This is a genomic window from Bradyrhizobium yuanmingense (genome assembly GCF_900094575.1).
Lineage (GTDB): Bacteria > Pseudomonadota > Alphaproteobacteria > Rhizobiales > Xanthobacteraceae > Bradyrhizobium > Bradyrhizobium yuanmingense.
This window is the reverse complement of sequence record NZ_FMAE01000001.1, coordinates 1-21,637: the sequence shown is the minus strand read 5'-3', so window position 1 is coordinate 21,637 and position 21,637 is coordinate 1. Positions and strand designations below refer to the sequence as shown.

Annotated in this window: 22 protein-coding genes; 12 read left to right on the top strand and 10 right to left on the bottom strand. The window is 64.5% G+C overall.

The window, feature by feature from the left end:
* Window positions 1-11 precede the first annotated feature (11 nt).
* The 5 genes from GA0061099_RS00110 to GA0061099_RS00090 all read left to right on the top strand — a co-directional run bounded on the left by GA0061099_RS00110 (window position 12) and on the right by GA0061099_RS00090 (window position 6,034).
* On the top strand, window positions 12-1,814 hold the full coding sequence (locus GA0061099_RS00110) for an adenine deaminase C-terminal domain-containing protein (RefSeq protein WP_036023342.1): 1,803 nt from the start codon (window positions 12-14) through the stop codon (window positions 1,812-1,814).
* Window positions 1,815-1,966: 152 nt separating this feature from the next.
* Window positions 1,967-3,751: a glyoxylate carboligase gene (gcl, locus tag GA0061099_RS00105; protein WP_036023343.1), complete on the top strand. Its 1,785-nt coding sequence runs from the start codon at window positions 1,967-1,969 to the stop codon at window positions 3,749-3,751.
* A gap of 13 nt (window positions 3,752-3,764) precedes the next feature.
* Window positions 3,765-4,550 carry a hydroxypyruvate isomerase gene (gene hyi, locus GA0061099_RS00100; RefSeq protein WP_036005630.1) on the top strand — a complete coding sequence of 262 codons (786 nt, stop codon included), beginning with the start codon at window positions 3,765-3,767 and terminating at the stop codon, window positions 4,548-4,550.
* Between the two features lie 100 nt (window positions 4,551-4,650).
* Complete coding sequence (locus GA0061099_RS00095; protein ID WP_036005625.1) at window positions 4,651-5,538, top strand: 2-hydroxy-3-oxopropionate reductase; 888 nt, start codon at window positions 4,651-4,653, stop codon at window positions 5,536-5,538.
* Between the two features lie 112 nt (window positions 5,539-5,650).
* Entirely contained in the window at window positions 5,651-6,034 is a 384-nt protein-coding gene (locus tag GA0061099_RS00090) for a DUF1236 domain-containing protein (RefSeq protein ID WP_036005622.1), read from the top strand.
* A gap of 40 nt (window positions 6,035-6,074) precedes the next feature.
* On the opposite strand, the gene GA0061099_RS00085 is transcribed toward GA0061099_RS00090, so the two are convergent.
* The 3 genes from GA0061099_RS00085 to GA0061099_RS00075 all read right to left on the bottom strand — a co-directional run bounded on the left by GA0061099_RS00085 (window position 6,075) and on the right by GA0061099_RS00075 (window position 7,680).
* A complete protein-coding gene (locus GA0061099_RS00085) occupies window positions 6,075-6,446 on the bottom strand; it encodes an antibiotic resistance protein VanZ (protein WP_036023344.1) in 372 nt (123 codons plus the stop codon).
* 77 nt (window positions 6,447-6,523) lie between these two features.
* A complete protein-coding gene (locus GA0061099_RS00080) occupies window positions 6,524-7,120 on the bottom strand; it encodes a thiamine pyrophosphate-dependent enzyme (RefSeq protein WP_036023345.1) in 597 nt (198 codons plus the stop codon).
* Window positions 7,121-7,128: 8 nt separating this feature from the next.
* Complete coding sequence (locus GA0061099_RS00075) at window positions 7,129-7,680, bottom strand: thiamine pyrophosphate-binding protein (RefSeq protein WP_036023346.1); 552 nt, start codon at window positions 7,678-7,680, stop codon at window positions 7,129-7,131.
* Window positions 7,681-7,922: 242 nt separating this feature from the next.
* Between GA0061099_RS00075 and GA0061099_RS00070 the strand changes: the two genes are divergently transcribed.
* Together GA0061099_RS00070 and GA0061099_RS00065 are read left to right on the top strand one after the other, a co-directional pair.
* Window positions 7,923-8,972, top strand: coding sequence for a hydroxyacid dehydrogenase (locus tag GA0061099_RS00070; RefSeq protein WP_036023381.1), 1,050 nt, complete (start codon window positions 7,923-7,925; stop codon window positions 8,970-8,972).
* Between the two features lie 116 nt (window positions 8,973-9,088).
* Window positions 9,089-9,529, top strand: coding sequence for a flagellar basal body rod protein FlgC (locus GA0061099_RS00065; RefSeq protein WP_036023347.1), 441 nt, complete (start codon window positions 9,089-9,091; stop codon window positions 9,527-9,529).
* A gap of 36 nt (window positions 9,530-9,565) precedes the next feature.
* On the opposite strand, the gene GA0061099_RS00060 is transcribed toward GA0061099_RS00065, so the two are convergent.
* Window positions 9,566-10,507, bottom strand: a complete 942-nt coding sequence (locus tag GA0061099_RS00060; RefSeq protein ID WP_036023383.1) for an ornithine cyclodeaminase family protein — start codon at window positions 10,505-10,507, stop codon at window positions 9,566-9,568.
* A 164-nt stretch (window positions 10,508-10,671) separates the two neighbouring features.
* Here GA0061099_RS00060 and GA0061099_RS40985 point away from each other — a divergent pair, with 164 nt between their 5' ends.
* A complete protein-coding gene (locus GA0061099_RS40985) occupies window positions 10,672-10,884 on the top strand; it encodes a hypothetical protein (protein ID WP_036005605.1) in 213 nt (70 codons plus the stop codon).
* A gap of 3 nt (window positions 10,885-10,887) precedes the next feature.
* Here the strand turns inward: GA0061099_RS40985 and GA0061099_RS00050 are convergent, their stop codons facing one another.
* The 6 genes from GA0061099_RS00050 to GA0061099_RS00025 all read right to left on the bottom strand — a co-directional run bounded on the left by GA0061099_RS00050 (window position 10,888) and on the right by GA0061099_RS00025 (window position 18,254).
* Entirely contained in the window at window positions 10,888-11,463 is a 576-nt protein-coding gene (locus GA0061099_RS00050; protein ID WP_036023349.1) for a GNAT family N-acetyltransferase, read from the bottom strand.
* A gap of 6 nt (window positions 11,464-11,469) precedes the next feature.
* Window positions 11,470-13,827, bottom strand: a complete 2,358-nt coding sequence (locus GA0061099_RS00045; protein WP_036023350.1) for an Orn/Lys/Arg family decarboxylase — start codon at window positions 13,825-13,827, stop codon at window positions 11,470-11,472.
* A 96-nt stretch (window positions 13,828-13,923) separates the two neighbouring features.
* Window positions 13,924-16,128, bottom strand: a complete 2,205-nt coding sequence (locus tag GA0061099_RS00040) for a xanthine dehydrogenase family protein molybdopterin-binding subunit (protein WP_036023351.1) — start codon at window positions 16,126-16,128, stop codon at window positions 13,924-13,926.
* Between the two features lie 7 nt (window positions 16,129-16,135).
* Window positions 16,136-17,152, bottom strand: coding sequence for an FAD binding domain-containing protein (locus GA0061099_RS00035; protein ID WP_036005597.1), 1,017 nt, complete (start codon window positions 17,150-17,152; stop codon window positions 16,136-16,138).
* Window positions 17,149-17,634 (bottom strand): (2Fe-2S)-binding protein, encoded by a 486-nt coding sequence (locus tag GA0061099_RS00030; RefSeq protein WP_036023352.1) that lies wholly within the window; start codon window positions 17,632-17,634, stop codon window positions 17,149-17,151. The genes GA0061099_RS00035 and GA0061099_RS00030 overlap by 4 nt, the downstream gene beginning before the upstream one ends.
* A gap of 140 nt (window positions 17,635-17,774) precedes the next feature.
* A complete protein-coding gene (locus GA0061099_RS00025) occupies window positions 17,775-18,254 on the bottom strand; it encodes an Lrp/AsnC family transcriptional regulator (protein WP_025035213.1) in 480 nt (159 codons plus the stop codon).
* A 143-nt stretch (window positions 18,255-18,397) separates the two neighbouring features.
* Between GA0061099_RS00025 and ald the strand changes: the two genes are divergently transcribed.
* The 4 genes from ald to GA0061099_RS00005 form a co-directional block, all read left to right on the top strand.
* The gene (ald, locus tag GA0061099_RS00020) at window positions 18,398-19,513 is read left to right on the top strand and encodes an alanine dehydrogenase (RefSeq protein ID WP_036005590.1); all 1,116 of its coding nucleotides are present in this window, start codon (window positions 18,398-18,400) and stop codon (window positions 19,511-19,513) included.
* 268 nt (window positions 19,514-19,781) lie between these two features.
* A complete protein-coding gene (locus GA0061099_RS00015; RefSeq protein ID WP_027546306.1) occupies window positions 19,782-20,000 on the top strand; it encodes a hypothetical protein in 219 nt (72 codons plus the stop codon).
* A gap of 111 nt (window positions 20,001-20,111) precedes the next feature.
* A complete protein-coding gene (locus GA0061099_RS00010) occupies window positions 20,112-21,170 on the top strand; it encodes a YeiH family protein (RefSeq protein ID WP_036023353.1) in 1,059 nt (352 codons plus the stop codon).
* A 205-nt stretch (window positions 21,171-21,375) separates the two neighbouring features.
* The coding region (locus GA0061099_RS00005; RefSeq protein ID WP_074447480.1) for an IS5/IS1182 family transposase at window positions 21,376-21,637 on the top strand (262 nt) is incomplete at its 3' end.

Sequence of the window (21,637 nt, the reverse complement as noted above, 5' to 3'; positions counted from 1 at the left end):
TGAGAGCCCCGATGACCAAACTCACCCGCTTCACCGTTGCTCCCCTGCACAGCATGACGCGGCGCTTGGCCGATGTTGCGTCGGCCCGCGTCGCGCCGGATCTCGTCGTCACGGGGGCGCGTGTGCTCTCGACCTATTCGGAGCGCATTCATCAGGGGCGGGAAGTCTGGATCACAGGCGGCCGCATCGCGGCGGTGAAACCGGCAGGCACAGCCAAGAAAGCCTGGAGCGATGTTCCGCTGTATGACGCCGCCGGTGGCATCATCGCGCCCGGCCTCGTCGATCCGCACATCCACATCGAATCCTCGATGGTGACGGCCTGCGCCTATGCCGAGGCTGCGTTGCTGAACGGCACCACCACGATCTTCTGCGACAGCCACGAGATCGGCAACGTCATGGACGTCGCCGGTGTGGAGGCGATGCTGGAAGATGCGCGCGAGGCGCCGCTGTCGATCTTCTTGACCGTGCCGAGCACGGTTCCCGCGACCTCGGCTGAACTGGAGACGGCGGGCGGCGACCTCACGCCGGACAAGATCGCCGGTCTGTTCGATCGCTGGCCCGAAGCGGTGGCGCTTGGCGAGAAGATGGATTTCGTGCCTGTCACGATGGGCGACGAGCGCAGCCATGCCATCCTCTCCGCAGCCTTGAAGCGGGGGCGTCCCGTTTCCGGGCATGTCTACGGCCGCGAATTCGTTGCGGCCTATGCGGCATCCGGCGTCACCGACACCCATGAGGCGATCGACCGCGACATCGCCGATGACCTGCTCGATGCCGGCGTCTGGGTGTTTTTGCGCGGGGGACCGCCGACCACGCCCTGGCACTCGCTGCCGCAAGCGATCCGAACAATCACCGAGCTCGGGGCCTCGCACAAACGCACCGCCGTGTGCACGGACGATCGTGACGCCGATGATCTCCTGCTGTTCGGTCTCGACTGGGTCGTGCGGGAAGCCGTGAAGGCGGGGATGTCGCCCGAGCAGGCCTGGTCAATGGGCTCTCTGCATGGCGCGACCCGCTTCGGGATGGAAGGCGATATCGGCGGGCTTGGCGGCGGCCGCCGCGCCGATCTCGTGCTGATGGACGATCAGCTCGAGCCACAATGCACCTGGTATGGTGGCGAGCTCGTGGTCGAGCACGGCAAGATCACCCCGCGTCTCGATCAGGCGCTGTCGCATCGCTACCAATATCCCAAGGGAGCCTATGCGACCGTCAAGCTGCCGCAGACGATGAAGCTGACGCCCGAATTGCCGGCCAAGGCCTGCGCCGTCAACGCCATCAAGACCGCGCTGCCTGGCATCACGCTGATCCACGAGAAGGTCGCGATCGAACCCGCAAAAGACTGGCCGTCGCTGTTCGCGCGCTATGGCCTCTGCTTCGTCGCCGTGGTCGAGCGTCATGGCAAATCCGCCGGGAACGTTGCCCATGGGCTCCTGAAGGATTTCGGCCTGAAGCGCGGCGCGGTCGCCTCCAGCGTCGGACACGACAGCCACAATCTCATCGTCGCTGGCACCAACGAGGGCGACATGCAGGTCGCCATCGCCGCCATCAAGGAGCGGCAGGGCGGCGTCTGCGTCGTCGCCGACGGCGAGGTGAGGGCGCTGGTTCCGCTGCCGATCGCAGGACTCCTGTCCGACAAGCGTGTCACCGAAGTGGCGGAAGAGGTGAAGGTGCTGAAGAAGGAATGGGCCGAGGCCGGCTGCACCATCCCGTACATGGGCTTCAATTTGATTCCGCTATCGGTCATTCCGGAAATTCGCATCACCGATAAGGGACTCGTGCTGGTGCCGCAGATGCAGCTGGTGCCGCTGTTCGAGTGAGCTGCTTTCACGCATCTGTTGATCTAACCGATTGACACGTCCACGATTTTCTCGTGGTTGCCGCATCGTGGAAAATAAAATCGGTCTCGTTGAGATCGGCTTCTGCGTATCTGATGATCTCGCTCGCTGACGCAATTTGAGCGAGGTCCGATATGGCGAAGATGCGAGCTGTCGATGCGGCCGTGCGTATCCTGGAGAAGGAAGGTATATCGACGGCCTTCGGTGTTCCCGGCGCTGCAATCAATCCGCTTTACTCGGCGCTGAAGAAGCGCGGCTCGATCCGCCACATCCTGGCGCGCCATGTCGAGGGCGCTTCGCACATGGCCGAAGGCTATACACGCGCCAAGGCCGGCAATATCGGGGTCTGTATCGGCACCTCCGGGCCGGCTGGCACCGACATGATCACCGGTCTTTACTCCGCGATCGCCGATTCCATCCCGATCCTCTGCATTACGGGGCAGGCGCCGCGCGCGCGGCTCTACAAGGAGGATTTCCAGGCGGTCGACATCGAGTCGATTGCAAAGCCTGTCACGAAGTGGGCACTGACGGTACGTGAGCCGGCGCTGGTGCCGCGTGTGTTCAGCCAAGCCTTTCACGTGATGCGCTCAGGCAGGCCGGGGCCGGTGCTGATCGACATGCCCCTCGACGTACAGCTCGCCGAGATCGAATTCGATGACGAGACCTACGAGCCGCTGCCGGTCTATAAGCCCGCCGCGACGCGCAAGCAGGTCGAGAAGGCGCTGGAGATGCTCAACGCCGCCGAACGGCCGCTGATCGTCGCGGGCGGCGGCATCATCAACGCCGACGCCTCGGACCTGCTGGTCGAGTTCGCCGAAATCGCCAACATACCCGTCGTGCCGACGCTGATGGGATGGGGCGCGATCCCCGATGACCACGTGCTGATGGCCGGCATGGTGGGTCTCCAGACCAGCCACCGCTATGGTAATGCCACGCTGCTGGAGTCCGACTTCGTGCTCGGCATCGGCAATCGCTGGGCCAACCGCCACACCGGCTCGGTCGAGACCTACACCAAGGGTCGCAAATTCGTTCACGTGGACATCGAGCCGACGCAGATCGGGCGCGTGTTCAATCCCGATCTCGGCATCGTCTCGGACGCAAAGGCCGCGCTCGAACTGTTCGTCGCCGTCGCCAGGGAGTGGCGGCGGTCAGGCAGGCTCCGCGAGCGCCAGGCGTGGCCTGCGGCCTGCCGCGACCGCAAGAAGACGATGCTGCGCAAGAGCCATTTCGACAACGTCCCGATCAAGCCGCAGCGCGTCTACGAGGAAATGAACAAGGCGTTCGGCCGCGACACCACCTATGTCACCGTGATCGGCCTGTCGCAGATCGCCGGCGCGCAGTTCCTCGGCGTCTACAAGCCCCGCAACTGGATCAATGCCGGGCAGGCGGGGCCGCTCGGCTGGACGCTGCCGGCCGCGCTCGGCGTGCGCGCGGCGTGCCCGGAGCGCGAGATCGTCGCGCTCTCCGGCGACTACGATTTCCAGTTCCTGATCGAGGAGCTCGCGGTCGGCGCGCAGTTCAATCTGCCCTACATCCACGTCGTCGTGAACAATTCCTATCTCGGCCTGATCCGACAGGCCCAGCGCGGCTTCGACATGGACTATCACGTCCAGCTCTCCTTCGAGAACATCAACGCGCCCGAGATCGGCGTCTACGGCGTCGACCATGTCGCGGTCGCCGAAGGCCTCGGCTGCAAGGCCATCCGCGTCACCGACCCGAAGGACACGCAGGCAGCGTTTGCGACCGCCCGCGAATTGATGGCCAAGCACCGCGTGCCTGTGGTGGTCGAGTTCATCCTCGAACGGGTCACCAACATCGCGATGGGCACGGAGATCGACAACATCGTCGAGTTCGAGGAGGTGCTGGACCTTCCGCTCGACGAAGTCGAGACCACGCGCGTGCTGCAGCCGGCGGAATAGGGGACGAAGCACCATGCCGAAATTTGCCGCCAATCTCACCATGCTCTTCAACGAGATGCCGTTCCTCGACCGCTTTGCGGCGGCGAAGGCGGCGGGCTTTGCCGGGGTCGAATATCTCTTCCCCTATGATTTCGACAAGGCGCAGCTGCGCGAGCAGCTCGAGGCGCATGGCTTGACGCAGGTGCTGCACAATCTCCCCGCCGGCAACTGGGCGGGGGGCGAGCGCGGCATTGCGATCCTGCCCGACCGCATCGCCGAATTCCGCGACGGCGTGTTCCGCGCGATTGATTATGCCAGGGCGCTCGATTGCGAGCAGCTCAACTGCCTCGTCGGCATCGCCCCTGTCGACGCCGATCCGCACGAGCTTCGGGAGACGCTGGTCGGGAATCTGCGTTTTGCAGCTTCGTCGCTGGCGCGAGAGAACATCAAGCTATTGGTCGAGCCCATCAACACGCTCGACATTCCCGGCTTCTTCCTCAACGGCACCGAGCAGGCGGTGCAGCTGATCTCCGAGGTGAGGTCGAACAACCTCTTCATCCAGTACGACATCTACCACATGCAGATCATGGAAGGCGATCTCGCCCGCACCATGCAGGAATATCTGCCTCAGATTGCTCACGTCCAACTTGCCGACAATCCCGGCCGTCACGAGCCCGGCACCGGCGAGATCAACTATCCCTTCCTGTTCCGCCACCTCGACGCGATCGGCTATCGCGGCTGGATCGGCTGCGAATACAAGCCGCGCACCACGACGCTGGAGGGCCTGTCGTGGCATGCGGCACAGACGTTTGAGACCTGAGAATATTGCCACGTCGGCGGTGCGCTCCCTCTCCCGCTAGCGGGAGAGGTGCACCGAGTGCGCGGATGAATTTTGCTACTTCAACTGTGAGAAATCAAACATGACCAACATCGGCTTCATCGGACTTGGCACCATGGGACGGCCGATGGCCGGCCATCTGCTGGCTGCGGGCCATCGGGTGCTTCTGCGTGACGTTGCTCCGATCGCGCCGGAGCTGATGTCCGCGGGCGGCATCGCCTGTACATCGGCCAGGGAGGTCGCGGAGCAGGCGGACGCGGTCATCATCATGGTGCCGGATACGCCGCATGTGGAGGCCGTGCTGTTCGGCAAGGAGGGTGTCGCTAGCGGCATCTCCAAGGGCAAGATCGTCGTCGACATGAGCTCGATCTCGCCGCTGGCGACGAAGGAGTTTGCAAAAAAGATCGAGGCGCTCGGCGCCGATTATCTCGATGCGCCGGTGTCGGGTGGGGAGGTCGGCGCCAAGGCGGCGAGCCTCACCATCATGGTCGGCGGGCCCGAGCGGGCTTTTGGCACCATGAAGCCAATCTTCGACAAGATGGGCAAGAACGTCACGCATGTCGGCGCCAACGGCGACGGGCAGACGACAAAGGTTGCCAACCAGATCATCGTCGCGCTCACCATCGAAGCCGTGAGCGAGGCCCTGTTGTTCGCATCCAAGGCCGGTGCGAATCCCGCGCTGGTGCGCAAGGCGCTGATGGGCGGCTTCGCGTCCTCGCGAATTCTGGAGGTGCATGGCGAGCGCATGGTGAAGCGCAATTTCGATCCTGGCTTCCGCATCGAGCTGCACCAGAAGGATCTCAATCTCGCGCTCGAAGGTGCGCGTGCACTCGGCCTGTCGCTGCCGAGCACGGCGGTGGCGCAGCAATTGTTCTCGTCCTGCACTGCACATGGCGGCAAGGCCTGGGATCACTCCGCCATGGTGCGGGCGCTGGAACTGATGGCGGGGCATGAGATCGCCAGGGCCTGAACTGTTACGCGGTAACACTGTCCAGTGATGCATCTTTCGTCGCAGGGGAACCGGAACAATGCTCCGGCCCCGCGGGTTGAAGGCGCAGGACAATCACTGGAGACAAAACACCATGAAAACCCGTCTTGCGATTACGTTGGCTGCAGCGTCGCTGCTGGCGTCGAGCGCAGCCTTTGCTCAGTCGACGACCGAACAGGGCGCCAGGGACGGCGCGCGTGCAGGTGGCGACATCGGCGGCCCGATCGGTGCAATGGTTGGCGGCACCGTGGGTGCAGCCGTCGGCGCCGGTCTCGAAATTCCGAATGCGGTCCTCGGCGGAATTCCTCGCAGCGACTCCGTCGTGGTCCAGGAGCGCGTCGTGGTCGGCGAGCCGCTGCCTCCAACCGTGGTGCTGCGGCCCGTGCCGAACTACACCGAATATCGCTATGCGGTCGTGAACGATCGCCGGGTGATCGTCGAGCCGCGCACACGCCGCGTGGTCAAGATCATCGACTGATCGACGCAATTCTTTGTGCTGAGCAGGGCCCTGCGGAGCATCACTCCGCGGGGCCTTCGCTTGTCATGGCGGAGCTGGTGCGAAAGCGCGAGAGTAGCCGGTCTGCGGCGGCGGCGAGTGCAAAGCCGAGGCACGCGGTGGCAGCATCGACCACAAAATCCACCAGCCGCGCGTGACGGCCGGGTGCCCAAAATTGCATCAGCTCGAGAACGCCGATCAGGACGACCGCGGCCGCTGCGCTCAGTAGGCGCCGGCGTGGATAGGCGAGGCCGAAGGCCAATCCCACCATGACGAAGGCAAGCGCATGTTCGCCGTCCTGACCGAGGTCGGAATGGGGGCGAAGGCCGGGAGGACCGAGGGTGGCGAACGTAACGGCAGCGGCGAGCAGCCAGGCAAAGGTACGAATGAACATCCGGGTCGCTTAGCACGAATTTGGTCGGGTTGTCGCGAGGCTCGTATCAGATCGCCGTGTAGTTAATGACAAAAATGTTAAAGCGGATCGCGCACGCCGAGGCCATGCATGAAGCGTTCCCGGATCTGCACGGGGTCGCGCCGGGTGGTGCCCACGCCGGGCTTGTCGTCGATCCTGACCGCGATCAGGCTCGGCTCGGAAGCGGCCATGGCGCCGTCGACCAACCGCTCGAAATCTTTCTCGTCCGCGGCCCAGGCGCTGCTCGCAAGACCAGAGCCAATGGCAATGGCGACGATGTCGGCAACGTTCGCTGCCGGCGTCGGCTGCGCCCCGGTGATTTGGTAGATGCCGTTGTCCATCACGATCATCGTGAGGTTCTTCGGCTTCAAGGCTGCAATCGTCGAGAGCGCACCGAGCTGCATCAGGAGCGAGCCGTCGCCTTCGAGCGCGAAGACGCGGCGGTCGGGCTGCGCCAGCGCCACGCCGAGCGCGATCGGAAAGGCGAGTCCCATGCTGCCCAGCATGTAGAAGTTCTGCGGGCGGTGGCCGGCGGCCCACAGATCGAAATTGGTGTTGCCGATGCCGCCGATCACGGCTTCCTCGTGCTTCAGCTTCGCGATCAGCCGCGAGGTGACGTCGAAGCGGTTCATCACCTTGGTGTTGCCAGTGTTCATCGTCGGCCTCACTTGTCGAAGACCTTGCCGCCCGTCAGCAGCGGGCTGAGGATCAACGCCACCGGCGCCTGCGTGGTGACGGCCTGCTTGATCGAGCGGTCGGCGATGAATTCGAGCTCGTCGAGCCGGGTGATGGTGTGATGCTCCAGCGCCAGCGAATCCAGCACCGGTCGCATGGTGCGGCAGACCAGGGACTGGCCGTAGTTGAATTCGCCGAGCGTGCCGCGCTCAGAGACGAGCATGATCAGCGGAATCTGGTAGGGCACTGCGAGCGAGGCCAGCACGTTTGCGAGCGTCGCAAAGCCGGAGGTCTGCATCAGCACCGCGCCGCGCCGACCGCCCATCCAGGCGCCGGCGACGATGCCGACGGCCTCTTCCTCACGGGCGGTCGCGAAAGTGGTGAAGAAGGGATCGGCGTGCAGGTTCTTGATCAGCGGCGTCAGCACGCGGTCCGGCACGTAAGGGATCAGGTTGATCTCGTTCCGCTTCAAGGTTTGCAGGACGATGCCGTGCCAGCTTCCGTCGCTGCTCCCCTGCGGCTGCTGTTCCGCAATCGCCATCGCGCTCTCCCTGGGCCGCGCATGCTTCTTGGTTCTTGCCGTCGCGGCGGCCTGCCGAACTTGACGCGGGCAGCGGGATTGTCAACATGTCCGCGCCGTCACCGTGATCTGCGCCAGCAGGCCTGCCGTGGCCGGCACCGCCATGGCATAAGCGGCGACAACCAGAACACGGGAGGGGGCATAGGATGGCGCGCATCGCGCTGACCGTGCGGATCTCCCGCGAACGAGCCGGAAGGGTCCTGATGTCCGTCAACAACAAGCGCGTCGTCTACTCCAATTATTTGGCCAATCCGATCTATATCGACATCCTGAAGGCGCGGTCCGACGTGCGGGTCGATCGCATCGAAAATGGAAGCCCTGAGGATGTTTATGGCCCGCTCCTCGGCGCTGCCCACGTCTACCAGGTCGGCGCCGCCCGCGATGAGCTCGCCCCGCATTTCCATGTCGATGCCGCGTTCCTGAAGCGGACGCCGAATTTGCTGCTGGTCTCCAGCAACGGTGCCGGCTTCGATCCCGTCGACGTCGAGGCCTGCACGGAGGCAGGCGTCGTAGTCGTCAACCAGTCCGGCGGCAACGCCCATTCGGTCGCCGAGCACGCGCTGGCGATGATGCTGACGCTGTCCAAGCGCATCATCCAGTCGGATCGCCGGCTGCGCCGCGAGCGCGACGTCAACCGCAACGATCTCGTCGGCAACGAGGTCGAGGGCAAGACCGTCGGCGTCATCGGCCTCGGCAATGTCGGCCGGCGCATCGCCGCCTTGTGCAAGGGCCTGCTCGGCATGACAGTGCTTGCCTACGATCCGTATTTGTCGGCTGAGGTGATGGCCGAGCGGGGCGGGGAGAAGGTCGAGCTCGACGAGCTGTTGCGCCGCGCCGATTTCGTCTCGATCTCATGCCCGCTCAACAAGGGCAGCCGCAACTTGATCAGCACACGCGAATTCGCGCTGATGCAGCCGCATGCCTATTTCATCACCACCGCACGCGGCTTCATTCACGACGAGGACGCGCTGCTGCAGGCGCTGCGCGACAAGCGCATCGCCGGTGCCGGCCTCGACGTCTGGTCCAAGGAGCCGCCGCCGCCGGAGCATCCGCTGCTCCAGTTCGACAACGTGCTGGCGAGCCCGCACACGGCAGGCGTCACCATCGAGGCGCGCCAGAACATGGGCCGGATCGCCGCCGAGCAGGTGCTGGATGTGCTCGACGGGAAGCGCCCGCCGCGCATCATCAATCCCGAAGCCTGGCCGCGCTATGCCGAGCGCTTCAAGCAGGCTTTTGGCGTGACGCCGGGGTAGGGCGCGCGAAGCCCAGTCGCGCGCCGATCCTTGGTTATCAGGATGAAAACGGAGCGCGGTGGATTTTACTGATGGCGTGAATGAACGCGTATGACCTCTCCTGTAGATCAGGGAGCATGAGCATACTTTCGATTGCGACATCCGGACTTTCTGCGGCGAGTTTGCGCGTGAACGTGGCGGCGAGCAATATCGCCAACATCAGCACGACCGGCCCACTACCCGCGTCAGGCGGGTCGAGCGCATCGGCCGGTGCGGGCATTGCTCCAACGTTTCCTGCAGCCTACGTGCCCTTGCGGGTCGATCAGGTCTCCCAGTCGAGCGGTTCGGCGCCGGGCGGTACGGTTGCGACCGTATCGACGGTATCGCCGAGCTATACCGCGCAATCCGACCCGAGCGCTCCCTTCGCAAACCAGGACGGCCTGATCGCAGCGCCGAATGTCGATCTTGCTAGCGAATTCGCTCAGCTGGTGACCGCAAAATACAGCTTCGTTGCCAATGCGAAGGTCATTCAGGCCTACGCCGAGACGCAAGACACGCTCCTCGACATCAAGGCGTGAGGGCTGACGTCGGCCGTGTCTCGCCAGCCTGGGCCACTACCCCAGCTTTGCGCCGAGCTGCTGGAACACGGCCTCGCAGGTCATGAGGTCGAGATGGCCGCCGCCCGCGTTCTTGAAGAACGTGATGTCGGACGGTGACGTTCGCCCCTGCACAAGGCCGCCGACGAGGTCGTAGAGGTCGCCGAGGACGTCCGTCTCGCTGATCGCGCCGCTCGCGATCGGCTGCAGGATGTCGCCGACGCCGTGGAAGGCGGATTCCCGCCGGTCCACGAAGACGCGGGAGCGCTTGGCCGCCTCGTCATCAGCCTCCCGGGTTTGCGGTGTGTAGCCGCCGACGAGGTCCAGATGCGTGCCCGGCCGCAGATTGCGGCCCTTGATCAGCGGCTGATGCGCGCGGGTGCAGGTGGTAATGACATCGGCCTCGCGCGTCGCGGCGTCGAGATCCGTGATTGCTTCCGCCTTGATGCCGGCCTTCGCCAAGCGCTGAGCGACATCCACGCTCCGGTCCGGGCTGCGATTCCAGATCAGCACGCGCTCCAGTGACGGCCGCACGGTGCGATGACCCCGGATCAGCCATTCGGACATCTCACCGGCCCCGACGCAGAGCAGCGTCTCGGGATTGGGCGGGGCGAGCAGTTTCGTGGCCAGCGCGGAGTCGGCTGCAGTGCGCCAATGCGTGATCTCGGTCCCGTCCATCGCCGCCAGCGGCCGCCCATTGGTGCCGTCGAACAGCACGCACACGGCCTGCACCGCCGGCATCCTGCCTTCGGCCAGATTGGCCGGAAAGCTGGTGAACATCTTGCTGGCCATGTATCGGCCGGAATCGACGGCGCTGCGGATGACGTATTGCCCCCTCTCGTCTCCAAGGAAGGCGTCCAGCACCTCCATCTTCGGCCGGCGATGCGCTTCTTCGAGGGCCTCAATCAGGATCGGAAAGGTCAGAGCCTTCGTGACTTCGGTATCGGAGACAAAGTGCAAGGCAAGTTCCTCATTGGCGACCGGCATTTGCCCATAAACCCGCGCGGCAGGTTCCGCAACGAATCTTCCGCCGGGACTGGACAAGCCTTGATCCGCGTCAAAATCTCCTTTCCCCGTCCGGCCTAAATGGGACTAGAGTGCCGGCGGGCAGGCAGGGAGGTCCCATGTCAACTTATGTCGTCAGGTTCATGAAGGACGTGCTCGGCGAATACGGCCGGCAATGCGAGGTCTGCCAGGGCACGCTCGAGATCGACGCCGCCGACGAGGACGAGGCCAGGGAACGGGCGAAAGCGAGGTTCTGCAAGGACCAGGCGTTGCATCACTGGTCACTGCATGCCGACCGCATCCATGTCAGACCCGCCGACTTCCCGTCGTAGCGACTAGCGCCCGGGTGCCGTGACGGGCGGGGGCGTCGTCGTCCCCGCGCCGAGCGAGCGTTGCACCATGACGGTGTCGGACCAGCGGCCGTGGCGGTAGGCAACGCCGCTGAGCAGGCCGGCGCGTGCGAAACCGAACCGCTCGTGCAGCGCCAGCGAGGGCGCGTTATCTGCATCGATATAGCCGATCATCTGGCGGAAGCCGGCCGCCGCGCAGGCGTCGATCAATTCCTGCAGCAACAGCCGTCCGACCCCGCGGCCGAGATGGGCGTGGTGGACGTAGATCGAGTGCTTGGCGGTGTAGCGATAGGCCGGCCTTTTGCGGAACAGCACGGCATAGGCATAGCCGACGACCTCGCCGCGCCAGGTCGCAACCAGATGCGGCAGGCGGGTCTGCTTCAGGTTCTTGCGCCGGTCGCGCAGATCGTCCGGCTCCGGCGCACCGGTTCCTTCGACATCGCGCGGCACGCCGCTGCGGACGTGATGGCGGTAGATCGCCAGCATCGCCTCGATGTCGCTTTCGCGTGATGGCCGAACCAGGACGGGTTCATCGCTCGCGCGCGCAGCTGCTTCGTTCATCGGCACCTACTCGGTCACGACATAAGTGTAGAGCCCGATGCGCCCATTCGCATCGACCTCCTTGTAGACGCCCTGGATCTCGACGTCGAAGCCCGGAAATGTGTTGAAGCAGGTCTCGAACATCTTGAGATAATCGATCATGGGCTTGGCTCGTTCCGTCAGCCGCTCGCCGGGCACGATGGTGGCGATGCCGGGCGGGTAGACCACGAACGGCGTGGTCGCGATTCGGCCCGCGATCGCCTCGATCGGGAGGTAGTCGACGTCGTTCTTGAACAGATAGCGCGCGGCATCGCGGGGCGACATCGCGATCTCGGGCATATGCTCGGGCATGAACTGCCGCGCCTGGAGCGCGCTGACATCGGCGGTGCGGAAGAAACGGTGCATCTCGCCGCAGAGGTCACGCAGCCGTGCACCGGCGTAGCGCGCCTGCCGCCTCTGATAGAATTCGGGGATGACGTCGGCGAGCAGCGCATTGTCGTCGTGCAGTCGCTTGAACGCGACGAGGCCGGAGATCAGCGTGCCCGCCTTGCTCGCCTCGACGCCGGGCGTGAGCAGGAAGAGCAGGGAGTTGAGGTCGTTCTTCTCGGGGACGATGCGGTTCTCGCGCAGATATTGCGCGACGACCGGCGCGGGAATGCCGTGCTCGGCATAAGCTCCCGTCGCACGATCGAACCCGGGCGTGAGCAGCGTCAGCTTGTTCGGATCGGTCATGGCAAAGCCTTCCGCGAGATCGGGAAAGCCGTGCCAGTTGGTATCCGGGGAGAGCTGCCACAGCGCGGGGTTGGTGGCGAGCTCGTCGGTCGAGAGGGTCTCCCAGGCGACGTTATGCGCCGCGCCGGGACGGCTGACATCGGCAATGGCGACGCGATCGGGAACGAAGGGCTCGAAGAACCAGCGGCGATCCGGGTTCTGCTCCTTCTCCTCGAACTCCTGGCGCATCGCGCGGATCTTCTTGCGCAGCTCGATGCCGAGCCGGATCGTGTCGTCCCACAGCACTTCGCCGGAGCGGCCCTTCATCATCTGTGCGCCGACGTCGAGCGAGGCGAACAGCGGGTAGAACGGCGAGGTCGAGGCGTGCTGCATGAAGCTCTCGTTGAAGCGGCGGTGCTCGACGCGACGCTTCTGGCCGCGGATATGGCGGTCCTTGATGTGGATCTGCGAGGCCTGCGAGAAGCTTGCCAGCTGCTTGTGCGTCGACTGCGTCGCGATGATGCCGGGGGCGTCGGGCGAGAGATTTACCAGCCCCATGGCGAAGCGGCCGGCATAAAGGGGGTGGAATTTCATGAAGCCGGCCCAAGCCTCGTCGAACAGGATGTAGTCGCAGAGATGGCCGATACGCTTGATGATCATCTCGGCGCTGTGGATCGAGCCGTCATATGTGCACTGCTCGACCACGGCGACACGGAACGGCCGCTCCTTGCGCCAAGCGTCGCGATCGTTCACCAGGGGATGGTTGCGGATCGCCTCGCGCAAGCTCTTCTCTTCGAGCCGGTCCCAGCGCATCGGGCCGATCAGTCCCCAGGCGTTGCGAACGGTCGGCACATAGACCGGGATGCCGCCATTGATCATCAGCGCGCCGTGATGGGCGGCCTTGTGGTTGTTGCGGTCGAACAGCACGAGATCGCCGTCGGTGACGAGGGCGCCCAGCGCGACCTTGTTCGAGGTCGAGGTGCCGTTGAGCACGAAATAGGTCTTTTCCGCCCCAAAGATCGCCGCCGCTTCTTTCTGCGCCCTCAGCGCCGGGCCCTCATGGGTGAGGAGGTCGCCGAGGTCGAGCACGGAATTGTCGAGGTCGTCGCGGAACACGGACTCGCCGAGATGCTCGACGAACACGCGCCCGATCGGGCTGCGGTTGTAGAACACGCCGCCATTGTGGCCCGGGCAGGTCCAGAGCTGGTTGCCTTCCTCGGCATAGTCGACCAGCGCGCCGAAGAACGGCGTCTTCAGCGTCTCGGCATATTGCTTCAGCCGGCTGATCAGGTTCTTTGCGATGAAGGTTGGCGTCTCCTCGGACAGGAAGACATAGCCGTCGATGAAATCGAGCACCTCGACCGGCAAATCCTCGAACCGCTTGCGGCGGATCAGGAGGATGATCGGGAAGTCGAGGCCGCGGCGGCGCATCAGATTGATCAGCGCCGAGGTCTTGCCTTCCAGGCCCTTCTTGCCCCAGTCCACCACCATGCAGCCGATCGCGGCATCGGTCTGCACCGCCATCTCGGCATCCTCCAGCTTGCGGGCCCGGACCACCTCGAAGCCGGAGCGCTGGATCTCCTCGATGATCTGGTTGAAGCGGACGCCTTCGAGATCGTCGGCATCGAACACAGGGGCGGCGAACAGGAAGTTGAAGCGCTTGAAATAGTCCATGGCAGGTCCCGAATGTGCAGGAAGATACAGCTCTCTGCACATTCGATGACATCTGGATGACATGCCCGAGTGCTGCGGCAAGGTTAGCCTGACGCTTCACTCCAGCAGCTTGTCCAGTGTGATCGGGAAGCGCCGGATGCGCTTGCCGGTGGCATGATAGACGGCGTTCGCAATTGCGGCCGGGACGCCGACGATGCCGATCTCGCCGAGCCCCTTGATTCCCAACCGGTTGATGCGCTCGTCGGGCTCGTCGACGAAAATGACGTCAATGTCGTGGACGTCGGCGTTCACGGGAATGTGGTATTCGGCAATGTTCGCGTTCATGATGCGGCCGAAGCGGTGATCCATCACCGTTTCCTCGTGCAGCGCCATTCCAATACCCCAGACCACCCCGCCCATGATCTGGCTGCGGCCGGTCTTGGTGTTCAGGATGCGCCCGGCCGCGACCGCATTCACGATCCGGGTGACGCGGATAATTCCCAGCTCCTCGTCGATCTTCACCTCCGCGAAGACCGCCGAATGTGTGTTGCGGGCATGCGATTTATCCTCCGCGAATTGGTTGAGCTTCTCCTTTTCGATCCGCTCGAGCTTGCTGTGGCGCATGACATCCGCAATCGAGACAGCGGCCCCGCGACCGTCGCTGCTGGCGATCATGCCGTCAGTCAGGGTGACGTCGGCGGCGTCGAGGTCAGCGAGCGGTGAGCCCGGCATGGCCTTGGCAAGACGTGCGAGTTCCCAGCGAATTTCTTCGGCCGCTCCCAAGACCGCATGCGCGCTTGATGCCGCCATCCAGGAGCCGCCCTCGACGGGGGCTTGCGGCAAGGTCGAATCGGCGAGCCGGACGCTGATATTCTCGATCGGCAGCCCGAGGGCATCGGCCGCGACCTGCGCCACGATGGTGTACGTGCCGGTGCCGATATCGGACGCGGCGCAGGAGACCTCGGCATGGCCGTTGGCCGTCAGCACGATGCGGACGGCGACCGGCATCTGCAGCGCCTCCCACACCCCAGTCGCCATGCCCCAGCCGACCAGTTCCTTGCCGTCTCGCATGGAACGCGGCGCCGGATTACGCCGGCTCCAGCCGAACGCTTCGGCGCCGCGGGCGTAGCACTCGCGCAGCTGCTTGCTGGTGTAAGGCAGGCTTTGGCTCTGGTCGCGATCCGAGTAGCACCTCAGGCGCAGCTCGACCGGATCGAGCTTCAGCGCGACGGCCAATTCGTCCATGGCGCATTCGAGTGCGCACACGCCCGTTGCCGCACCCGGCGCGCGCATGTCGGAGGGCGTCGAAACGTCGAGGTCGACCAGCTTATGGGAAAAGTTGCTGTTAGGACTCTTGTAAAGCTGCTCGGCCCAGCCCGTATCGTTGCGCGAAAAATCCTCATAGCGTGAGGTCACGGCGATGGCTTCGTGGGTGATCGCATCGAGGGTGCCGTCCGGCTTTGCACCGAGCGCAACGCGCTCGATGGTCATGGGACGATAGCCCAGGCCATACATCTGTTGCCTCGTCAGCACGACGCGGACGGACCGCTTCAGTGCGAGCGCGGCAAGGGTTGCCAGCACCACCTGGTGCTGCGGCCGCAGGCCCGAGCCGAAGGCGCCGCCGACATAAGGCGAGATCACGCGGATGTCGTCCGGTTCCTTGCCGAAAACACTGCAGAGAAACTTCTGGACGTTCTGGACGCCCTGCGTCTTGTCGTAGACCGTGAGCCCGCCACTGCCGTTCCAGACGGCTGTCGTCGCGAAGAGCTCCATGGGGTTGTGGTGCTCGGTCGGAATGACGTAATCCGCCTCGTGGCGCACGGCCGCGCGCGTCAGGGCTGCTGCGGCATCACCACGCGGCTTGTGCGGTTGATCCACTTTCTCGGCCTTGCCGCGTTCGGATTCAAGATCGGTCGAAAACGCCTCCTGCTCATATTCGACGCGAACGCGGGTTGCGGCGAACTTGGCGATCTCCCAGTCCTCCGCGACGACCAGTGCGATCGGCTGGCCGTTGAACTTGACCCTCTCATCATAGAGCGGCCGGAACGGCGAGCCCTTCTCCGGCGCCACCTCATCCTTCCAGGCTTCGTCCTTGTCGGCGAGGGGCGGCCGATGTTCATGCGTGAGCACGTCGACCACGCCCTTCACCTTCAGCGCCTCGCTGGTATCGAGACGAGCGACGCGCCCACGCGCGATGCTGGCCTCGACGACGAAGCCGTGAAGGAGACCGTCTGCTGCGAATTCGCCGGCATATTTGGCGGCCCCGGTGACCTTGGCGCGGCCGTCGACGCGCGACGTTGGTGTTCCGACATAGGCGTTCATCGGGTCCTCATGCGATCTTCTTGTGAGCCTGTGATTGCGGCGTGGCGCTTGCGGCCTGCATCAGCGCACGCACGACGGCTCGGCGCGCCAGGTCGATCTTGAACCCGTTGTGGGAGCGTGCCGTCGCTCCCTGCAGCAGCAGGTCGGCGGCGCGCCCGAAATGATCCGGTGTTGCCGCCTGACCGCGCAATGCGGCTTCGGCCTCGAGGCTTCGCCAGGGCTTGTGGGCCACGCCACCGAGCGCAAGGCGCGCTTCGCTGATCGCGTTGCCCTCCAGGTCGACCGCGGCCGCGACCGAGACCAGAGCAAAGGCGTAGGACAGCCGGTCGCGGATCTTCAGATAGCTGTAGTTCCGGGCAAAGCCGTGCGGCGGCAGCTCGATGGCGATAATGATCTCGCCGCTGCCGAGATTGGTATCGAGATGAGGCTTGTCCTCGGGAAGCCGATGGAAATCCGTCAGCGCGATGGTGCGCTGCCCCGAGGGGCGTGCGATATGCACGAGCGCGCCGAGCGCGGCCAGCGCCACGCTCATGTCGGATGGATTGGTCGCGATGCAGGAGTTGCTGGTGCCGAGGATGGCATGGTTGCGGTTGAGGCCATCGAGGGCCGAGCAGCCCGTGCCGGGGCTTCGCTTGTTGCAGGGTGTCGTGGTGTCATAGAAGTAGGGGCAGCGCGTACGTTGCATCAGATTGCCGCCGACCGAGGCCATGTTGCGCAGTTGCGCGGAGGCGCCGGCCAGGATGGCGCTGGCAAGGAGGGGATAGCGCTGCTCGATCAACGGGTGGTAGGCGAGGTCCGAATTCGGCACCAAGGCGCCGATGCGCAGACCGCCGTCCGCCGTCTCCTCGACGTCGCGGAGCGGCAGGCGGGAGATGTCGATCAGCCGGGAGGGCCGTTCGACGTTCTCCTTCATCAGATCGATCAGGTTGGTGCCGCCGGCGATCAACTTCGCACCGGGATCGGCGGCGAGCAGGCGGATGGCGTCGGCAACATCGCTTGCGCGGGAATATTGGAAGTTGTTCATGACCGGCTCATTGCCTGCTCGATCGCAGCCACGATGTTGAGGTAGGCACCGCAGCGACAGAGGTTTCCGCTCATCAGCTCCCGGATCTCATCCGCATCGCGCGCACGGCCTTCCGCCAACAGGCCCGCGGCAGAGCAAATCTGTCCCGGCGTGCAATAGCCGCATTGAAAGGCATCGTGGTCGATGAAGGCCTGTTGCAGGGGATGCAGCGTGCCGTCCCTGGCCAAGCCTTCGATAGTCGTGATCTCGGCGCCATCCTTCATGACGGCCAGGGTCAGGCAGGAATTGACCCGTCTTCCGTCGATCAGCACGGTACAGGCACCGCATTGGCCGTGATCGCAGCCTTTCTTGGTGCCGGTCAGTTGCAGACGGTCACGCAGCGCATCCAGAAGCGTGGTCCATGGCACGACCTCGAGCGCGCGGCTTTCGCCATTGACGACGAGGTTGATCGGAATGCGTTCGGGGATCGTAAGGTCGGCCATGGTGTATTTCCCTGCGGAAAGGCCGAGCCGGGCAAATTGTGCAAATGACGCGAGACTGCGTTGCCGCCGCTGGCCGATAGCGCCCAACGGATGACGAGTTGCTTGGTTCCCAATCGGTTCTCCCTATTGGATTTACGAGATCAGCGCTTCGTCTCGCCGAACACCACGGTCGGCACCGCGCGGTTGACGATCTCGCGCAGCGCGAAGCTCGATTGCACCCGCGCGACGCGGGGCAGGCGGGACAGCTCGGTGCGATGGATGCGCTCGAAATCCTGGATGTCGCGGGCGAGCACGATCAGGATGTAGTCGTCCGTCCCCGACATCAGGAAGCAGCGCACGACAGAGGGGCATTTCGTCACCTCTGCCTCGAACGCCTTCAGTGCCTCGTCGCTCTGGCTCTCCAGCGCGATGCGAACCAGCACCGTGGTGGTGAGGCCGAACTGGGCCAGGTCGAGCGCGGCCTGGTAGGCCTGGATGTAGCCGTCATCCTCCAGCGCCTTCTGCCGCCGCGCCAGCGCCGTGCTCGACAAGCCGATCTTGTTGGCAAGCTCGGTGTGGCTGGCTCGCGCATTGGTCGTGAGTTCCGCGAGGATGGCGAGGTCTTTCCGGTCGAGGGCCAAGGTTTCGTTTCCAGCGTCAAAGGACCATTTCGCGCCGGAAACCGGCGCGGGCGCTGCCAAGGTAGCGGATATTTGCACGAAACCAAACCGACCCTCTCGCTACGATCAACAATGGAATCAAAGCATTGGCGAGGGAGATCAAGATGCGCGTCGGAGTCCCGAAGGAGATCAAGGTGCAGGAATATCGGGTCGGGCTCACCCCAGGTGCGGTCCGCGAATACGTTGCCGCCGGGCACCAGGTGACGGTCGAGAGCGGCGCCGGCAGCGGCATCGGTGCGTCCGACGAGGTGTACCGGCGGGCAGGGGCGTCCATTGCCGAGACCGCTCGCGAGATCTTTGCAAAGTCCGACATGATCGTGAAGGTGAAGGAGCCGCAGAAGAGCGAATGGGCTCAGCTTCGCGAAGGCCAGATCCTTTTTACTTACCTTCATCTTGCGCCGGATCCCGACCAGGCCAAGGGCCTGCTTGCTTCCGGCTGCACCGCAATCGCCTATGAAACCGTCACGGACGCGAGCGGTCACCTCCCGCTGCTCGCCCCGATGAGCGAAGTCGCCGGCCGCCTCGCCATCGAGGCCGCCGGCGCCGCGCTCAAGCGTTCCAGCGGCGGCCGCGGCCTGCTGCTCGGCGGCGTGCCCGGCGTGCAGCCGGCACGCGTCGTCGTGCTCGGCGGCGGCGTGGTCGGAACGCAGGCGGCACGCATGGCCGCCGGCTTAGGTGCCGAAGTCACCGTGATCGACCGCTCGATCCCGCGCCTGCGCGAACTAGACGATCTGTTTGTTGGACGCGTACGCACCCGTTTCTCCACCATCGAGGCGGTCGAGGACGAGGTGTTCGCCGCCGACGTCGTGATCGGTGCAGTGCTGGTGCCTGGCGCCAGCGCGCCGAAGCTCGTCACCCGTGCGATGCTGAAATCGATGCGGCCGGGAGCCGTGCTGGTCGACGTCGCGATCGACCAGGGCGGCTGCTTCGAAACCTCGCACCCGACCACGCACGCGGAGCCGACCTACGAGGTCGACGGCGTCGTTCACTATTGCGTCGCCAACATGCCGGGAGCCGTGCCGGTGACCTCGAGCCAAGCCCTGAACAACGCCACGCTGCCGTTCGGCCTGATGCTCGCCAACAAGGGATTTGCGGCCATCTTGGAGAATCCGCATCTGCGCAACGGGCTCAACGTGCATCGCGGCCGGGTGACGAACAAGGCGGTGGCGGAGAGTCTGGGGCTGGAGTTTGCGCCAGTAGAGAGCGGACTGGCGGCGTAGCGAGATGGGCCATCGTCGGTGCGGCGCCATCAACCGACTGGAAGATGGCGCTGCCGCCGTGCTCCCGAGCCCTCGGGGAATCCCGACGCGGTGAAGGCGTTGTGACCGGAGCGGCGGTGTCCAAATAGGCGGAAAGAAGAAAACTATTGCCGCGGTCCTGTCAGGAGGAAGGAGTTTCCCCTTCCGAGCGCAAAAACGCCAATCGCTTCCATTGCTGTTTGCAGCCGAAACGACGACATTTCCGCCAGAAATTGGTGGATCGGCAGCCATGGAACGCACTGGATTTGAGCCCTTCGGCGAGCAACTGGTGTCCGCAACGGACACACAGCCGAAGTCGCGCGCCTCGAAGCTCCTGCTGCGGGCCGGCACCACCCTGTTCTGGTCGCTGGTCGCGGGCATCGTGCTGGCCCGTGCAGCCTTCTTCGAGCCCGGCATCTATGACGGTTTCAGCCGCGTCGCCTCGCTGGCCAAGAACCTGATCTTCTGAGGCCGTTTATTCCGGTCCGAGGACAGAACTTCTCTCGGCCCTGATATGTCGAAAACATATTTCCCAATCGGGTCGTGGTGCGTATAAATCTTTCTCCTTCGGGAGAGATTTGTGTCGCAGAATCAAGCATCCAGCCCGGCCGATTCCAAGCCGGTCACCGCCGCGGGCCGTATTGCGGCGCTGATTCCGGGCATCCTCCTCTGCGTTCTCGTGGCCGGTGTGTCGGCCCTGCTCGAGCGGGCCGAACTGGGCATGTTCGAGCACCCCTATGTCGAGGCGCTGGTCATGGCGATCCTGCTCGGCATGGCGGTGCGCAGCTTCTGGAAGCCGGCCCCGCGGTGGCAGGCCGGCATCGCCTTCAGCGCCAAGCAACTGCTGGAAGTCGCGGTGATGCTGCTCGGGGCCTCCATCAGCTTTGCCGCGATCGCGGCTTCCGGCATTGCGCTGCTCGCCTCCATCGCCGCGGTCGTCGTGGTCGCGCTCTGCGTCTCCTTCGGCCTCAGCCGGCTACTCGGCCTGTCGACGCGGCTGTCGATCCTGATCGCCTGCGGCAACTCGATCTGCGGCAATTCCGCCATCGCCGCAGTGGCGCCCATCATCGGCGCCAGCAACGACGAGATTGCATCCTCGATCTCCTTTACGGCGATCCTTGGCGTGATGATGGTGCTGGGCCTGCCGCTGCTGATCCCGCTGCTGCAATTGTCCGCAACGCAGTACGGCATTCTCGCCGGGCTCACCGTTTACGCAGTGCCGCAGGTGCTCGCCGCGACGGTGCCGGCAGGTCTCGTCTCAACCCAGATCGGCACGCTGGTGAAGCTGATGCGTGTCCTGATGCTCGGCCCGGTCGTCGTCGGCCTGTCGCTGGTCGCTTCGCGCTGGCAGAGCGATGCCAAGAAAACCAGCGTCGGCTTCTTCCGCCTGGTCCCCTGGTTCATCCTCGGCTTCCTTGCGCTTGCGACCCTGCGCTCGCTGGAGATCGTGCCGGCGACGGTGGTTGGCCCCGTGACGACGATCACGAGCTTTCTCACGGTGGTCTCGATGGCCGCCCTCGGCCTTGGCGTCGACGTGCGCGTGCTCGCCAATGTCGGCGGCCGGGTGACGGCCGCCGTGACGCTGTCGCTGATGCTGCTGCTGGGGATCAGCATCGCGCTGGTGCACTGGTTCAAGTGATGGATGCGAAGCTGCCGTAGGGTGGGCAAAGGCGCGCCCTTCGCGCCGTGCCCACCAGTTCTTCGAGATACGGAGAATGGTGGGCACGCTTTCGCTTTGCCCACCCTACGAGACCGTCATTGCTGCGAGCGGTAAGCTAGGGTCTGTACCTAATTAGCGAACTCTGATTCCCTGGCAGCGGGTTGATTCCACGCGGGGGACTTCGATGCGCAAAGGACTGTTCTGGCTCAACGACAAGCAATGGGCTCTGATAGAGCCGCATCTGCCAACGAACCAGACCGGACCGGTGCGCGATGACGATCGACGCGTCATCAGCGGTATCATTCACATGCTTCAGTGCGGCGCACGCTGGCGCGATTGCCCGCCCGACTATGGTCCGTACACGACGATCTACAATCGTTTCAATCGCTGGGCCAAGCGCGGACATTGGCGGGCGATCTTTGAAGCGCTCGCCCGCTGCGGCAAAG

Bases quoted from the DNA above. Each gene is read 5' to 3' on its own strand.
- GA0061099_RS00085 (WP_036023344.1), bottom strand. From the start codon at position 6,446: ATGTTCATTCGTACCTTTGCCTGGCTGCTCGCCGCTGCCGTTACGTTC.
- GA0061099_RS00095 (WP_036005625.1), top strand. From the start codon at position 4,651: ATGACCAACATCGGCTTCATCGGACTTGGCACCATGGGACGGCCGATG.
- GA0061099_RS00035 (WP_036005597.1), bottom strand. From the start codon at position 17,152: ATGAACAACTTCCAATATTCCCGCGCAAGCGATGTTGCCGACGCCATC.
- GA0061099_RS00080 (WP_036023345.1), bottom strand. From the start codon at position 7,120: ATGAACACTGGCAACACCAAGGTGATGAACCGCTTCGACGTCACCTCG.
- GA0061099_RS00075 (WP_036023346.1), bottom strand. From the start codon at position 7,680: ATGGCGATTGCGGAACAGCAGCCGCAGGGGAGCAGCGACGGAAGCTGG.
- GA0061099_RS00015 (WP_027546306.1), top strand. From the start codon at position 19,782: ATGGAACGCACTGGATTTGAGCCCTTCGGCGAGCAACTGGTGTCCGCA.
- GA0061099_RS00050 (WP_036023349.1), bottom strand. From the start codon at position 11,463: ATGAACGAAGCAGCTGCGCGCGCGAGCGATGAACCCGTCCTGGTTCGG.
- GA0061099_RS40985 (WP_036005605.1), top strand. From the start codon at position 10,672: ATGTCAACTTATGTCGTCAGGTTCATGAAGGACGTGCTCGGCGAATAC.
- GA0061099_RS00030 (WP_036023352.1), bottom strand. From the start codon at position 17,634: ATGGCCGACCTTACGATCCCCGAACGCATTCCGATCAACCTCGTCGTC.
- GA0061099_RS00070 (WP_036023381.1), top strand. From the start codon at position 7,923: ATGTCCGTCAACAACAAGCGCGTCGTCTACTCCAATTATTTGGCCAAT.
- GA0061099_RS00090 (WP_036005622.1), top strand. From the start codon at position 5,651: ATGAAAACCCGTCTTGCGATTACGTTGGCTGCAGCGTCGCTGCTGGCG.
- GA0061099_RS00110 (WP_036023342.1), top strand. From the start codon at position 12: ATGACCAAACTCACCCGCTTCACCGTTGCTCCCCTGCACAGCATGACG.
- GA0061099_RS00065 (WP_036023347.1), top strand. From the start codon at position 9,089: ATGAGCATACTTTCGATTGCGACATCCGGACTTTCTGCGGCGAGTTTG.
- gcl (WP_036023343.1), top strand. From the start codon at position 1,967: ATGGCGAAGATGCGAGCTGTCGATGCGGCCGTGCGTATCCTGGAGAAG.
- hyi (WP_036005630.1), top strand. From the start codon at position 3,765: ATGCCGAAATTTGCCGCCAATCTCACCATGCTCTTCAACGAGATGCCG.
- ald (WP_036005590.1), top strand. From the start codon at position 18,398: ATGCGCGTCGGAGTCCCGAAGGAGATCAAGGTGCAGGAATATCGGGTC.
- GA0061099_RS00040 (WP_036023351.1), bottom strand. From the start codon at position 16,128: ATGAACGCCTATGTCGGAACACCAACGTCGCGCGTCGACGGCCGCGCC.
- GA0061099_RS00045 (WP_036023350.1), bottom strand. From the start codon at position 13,827: ATGGACTATTTCAAGCGCTTCAACTTCCTGTTCGCCGCCCCTGTGTTC.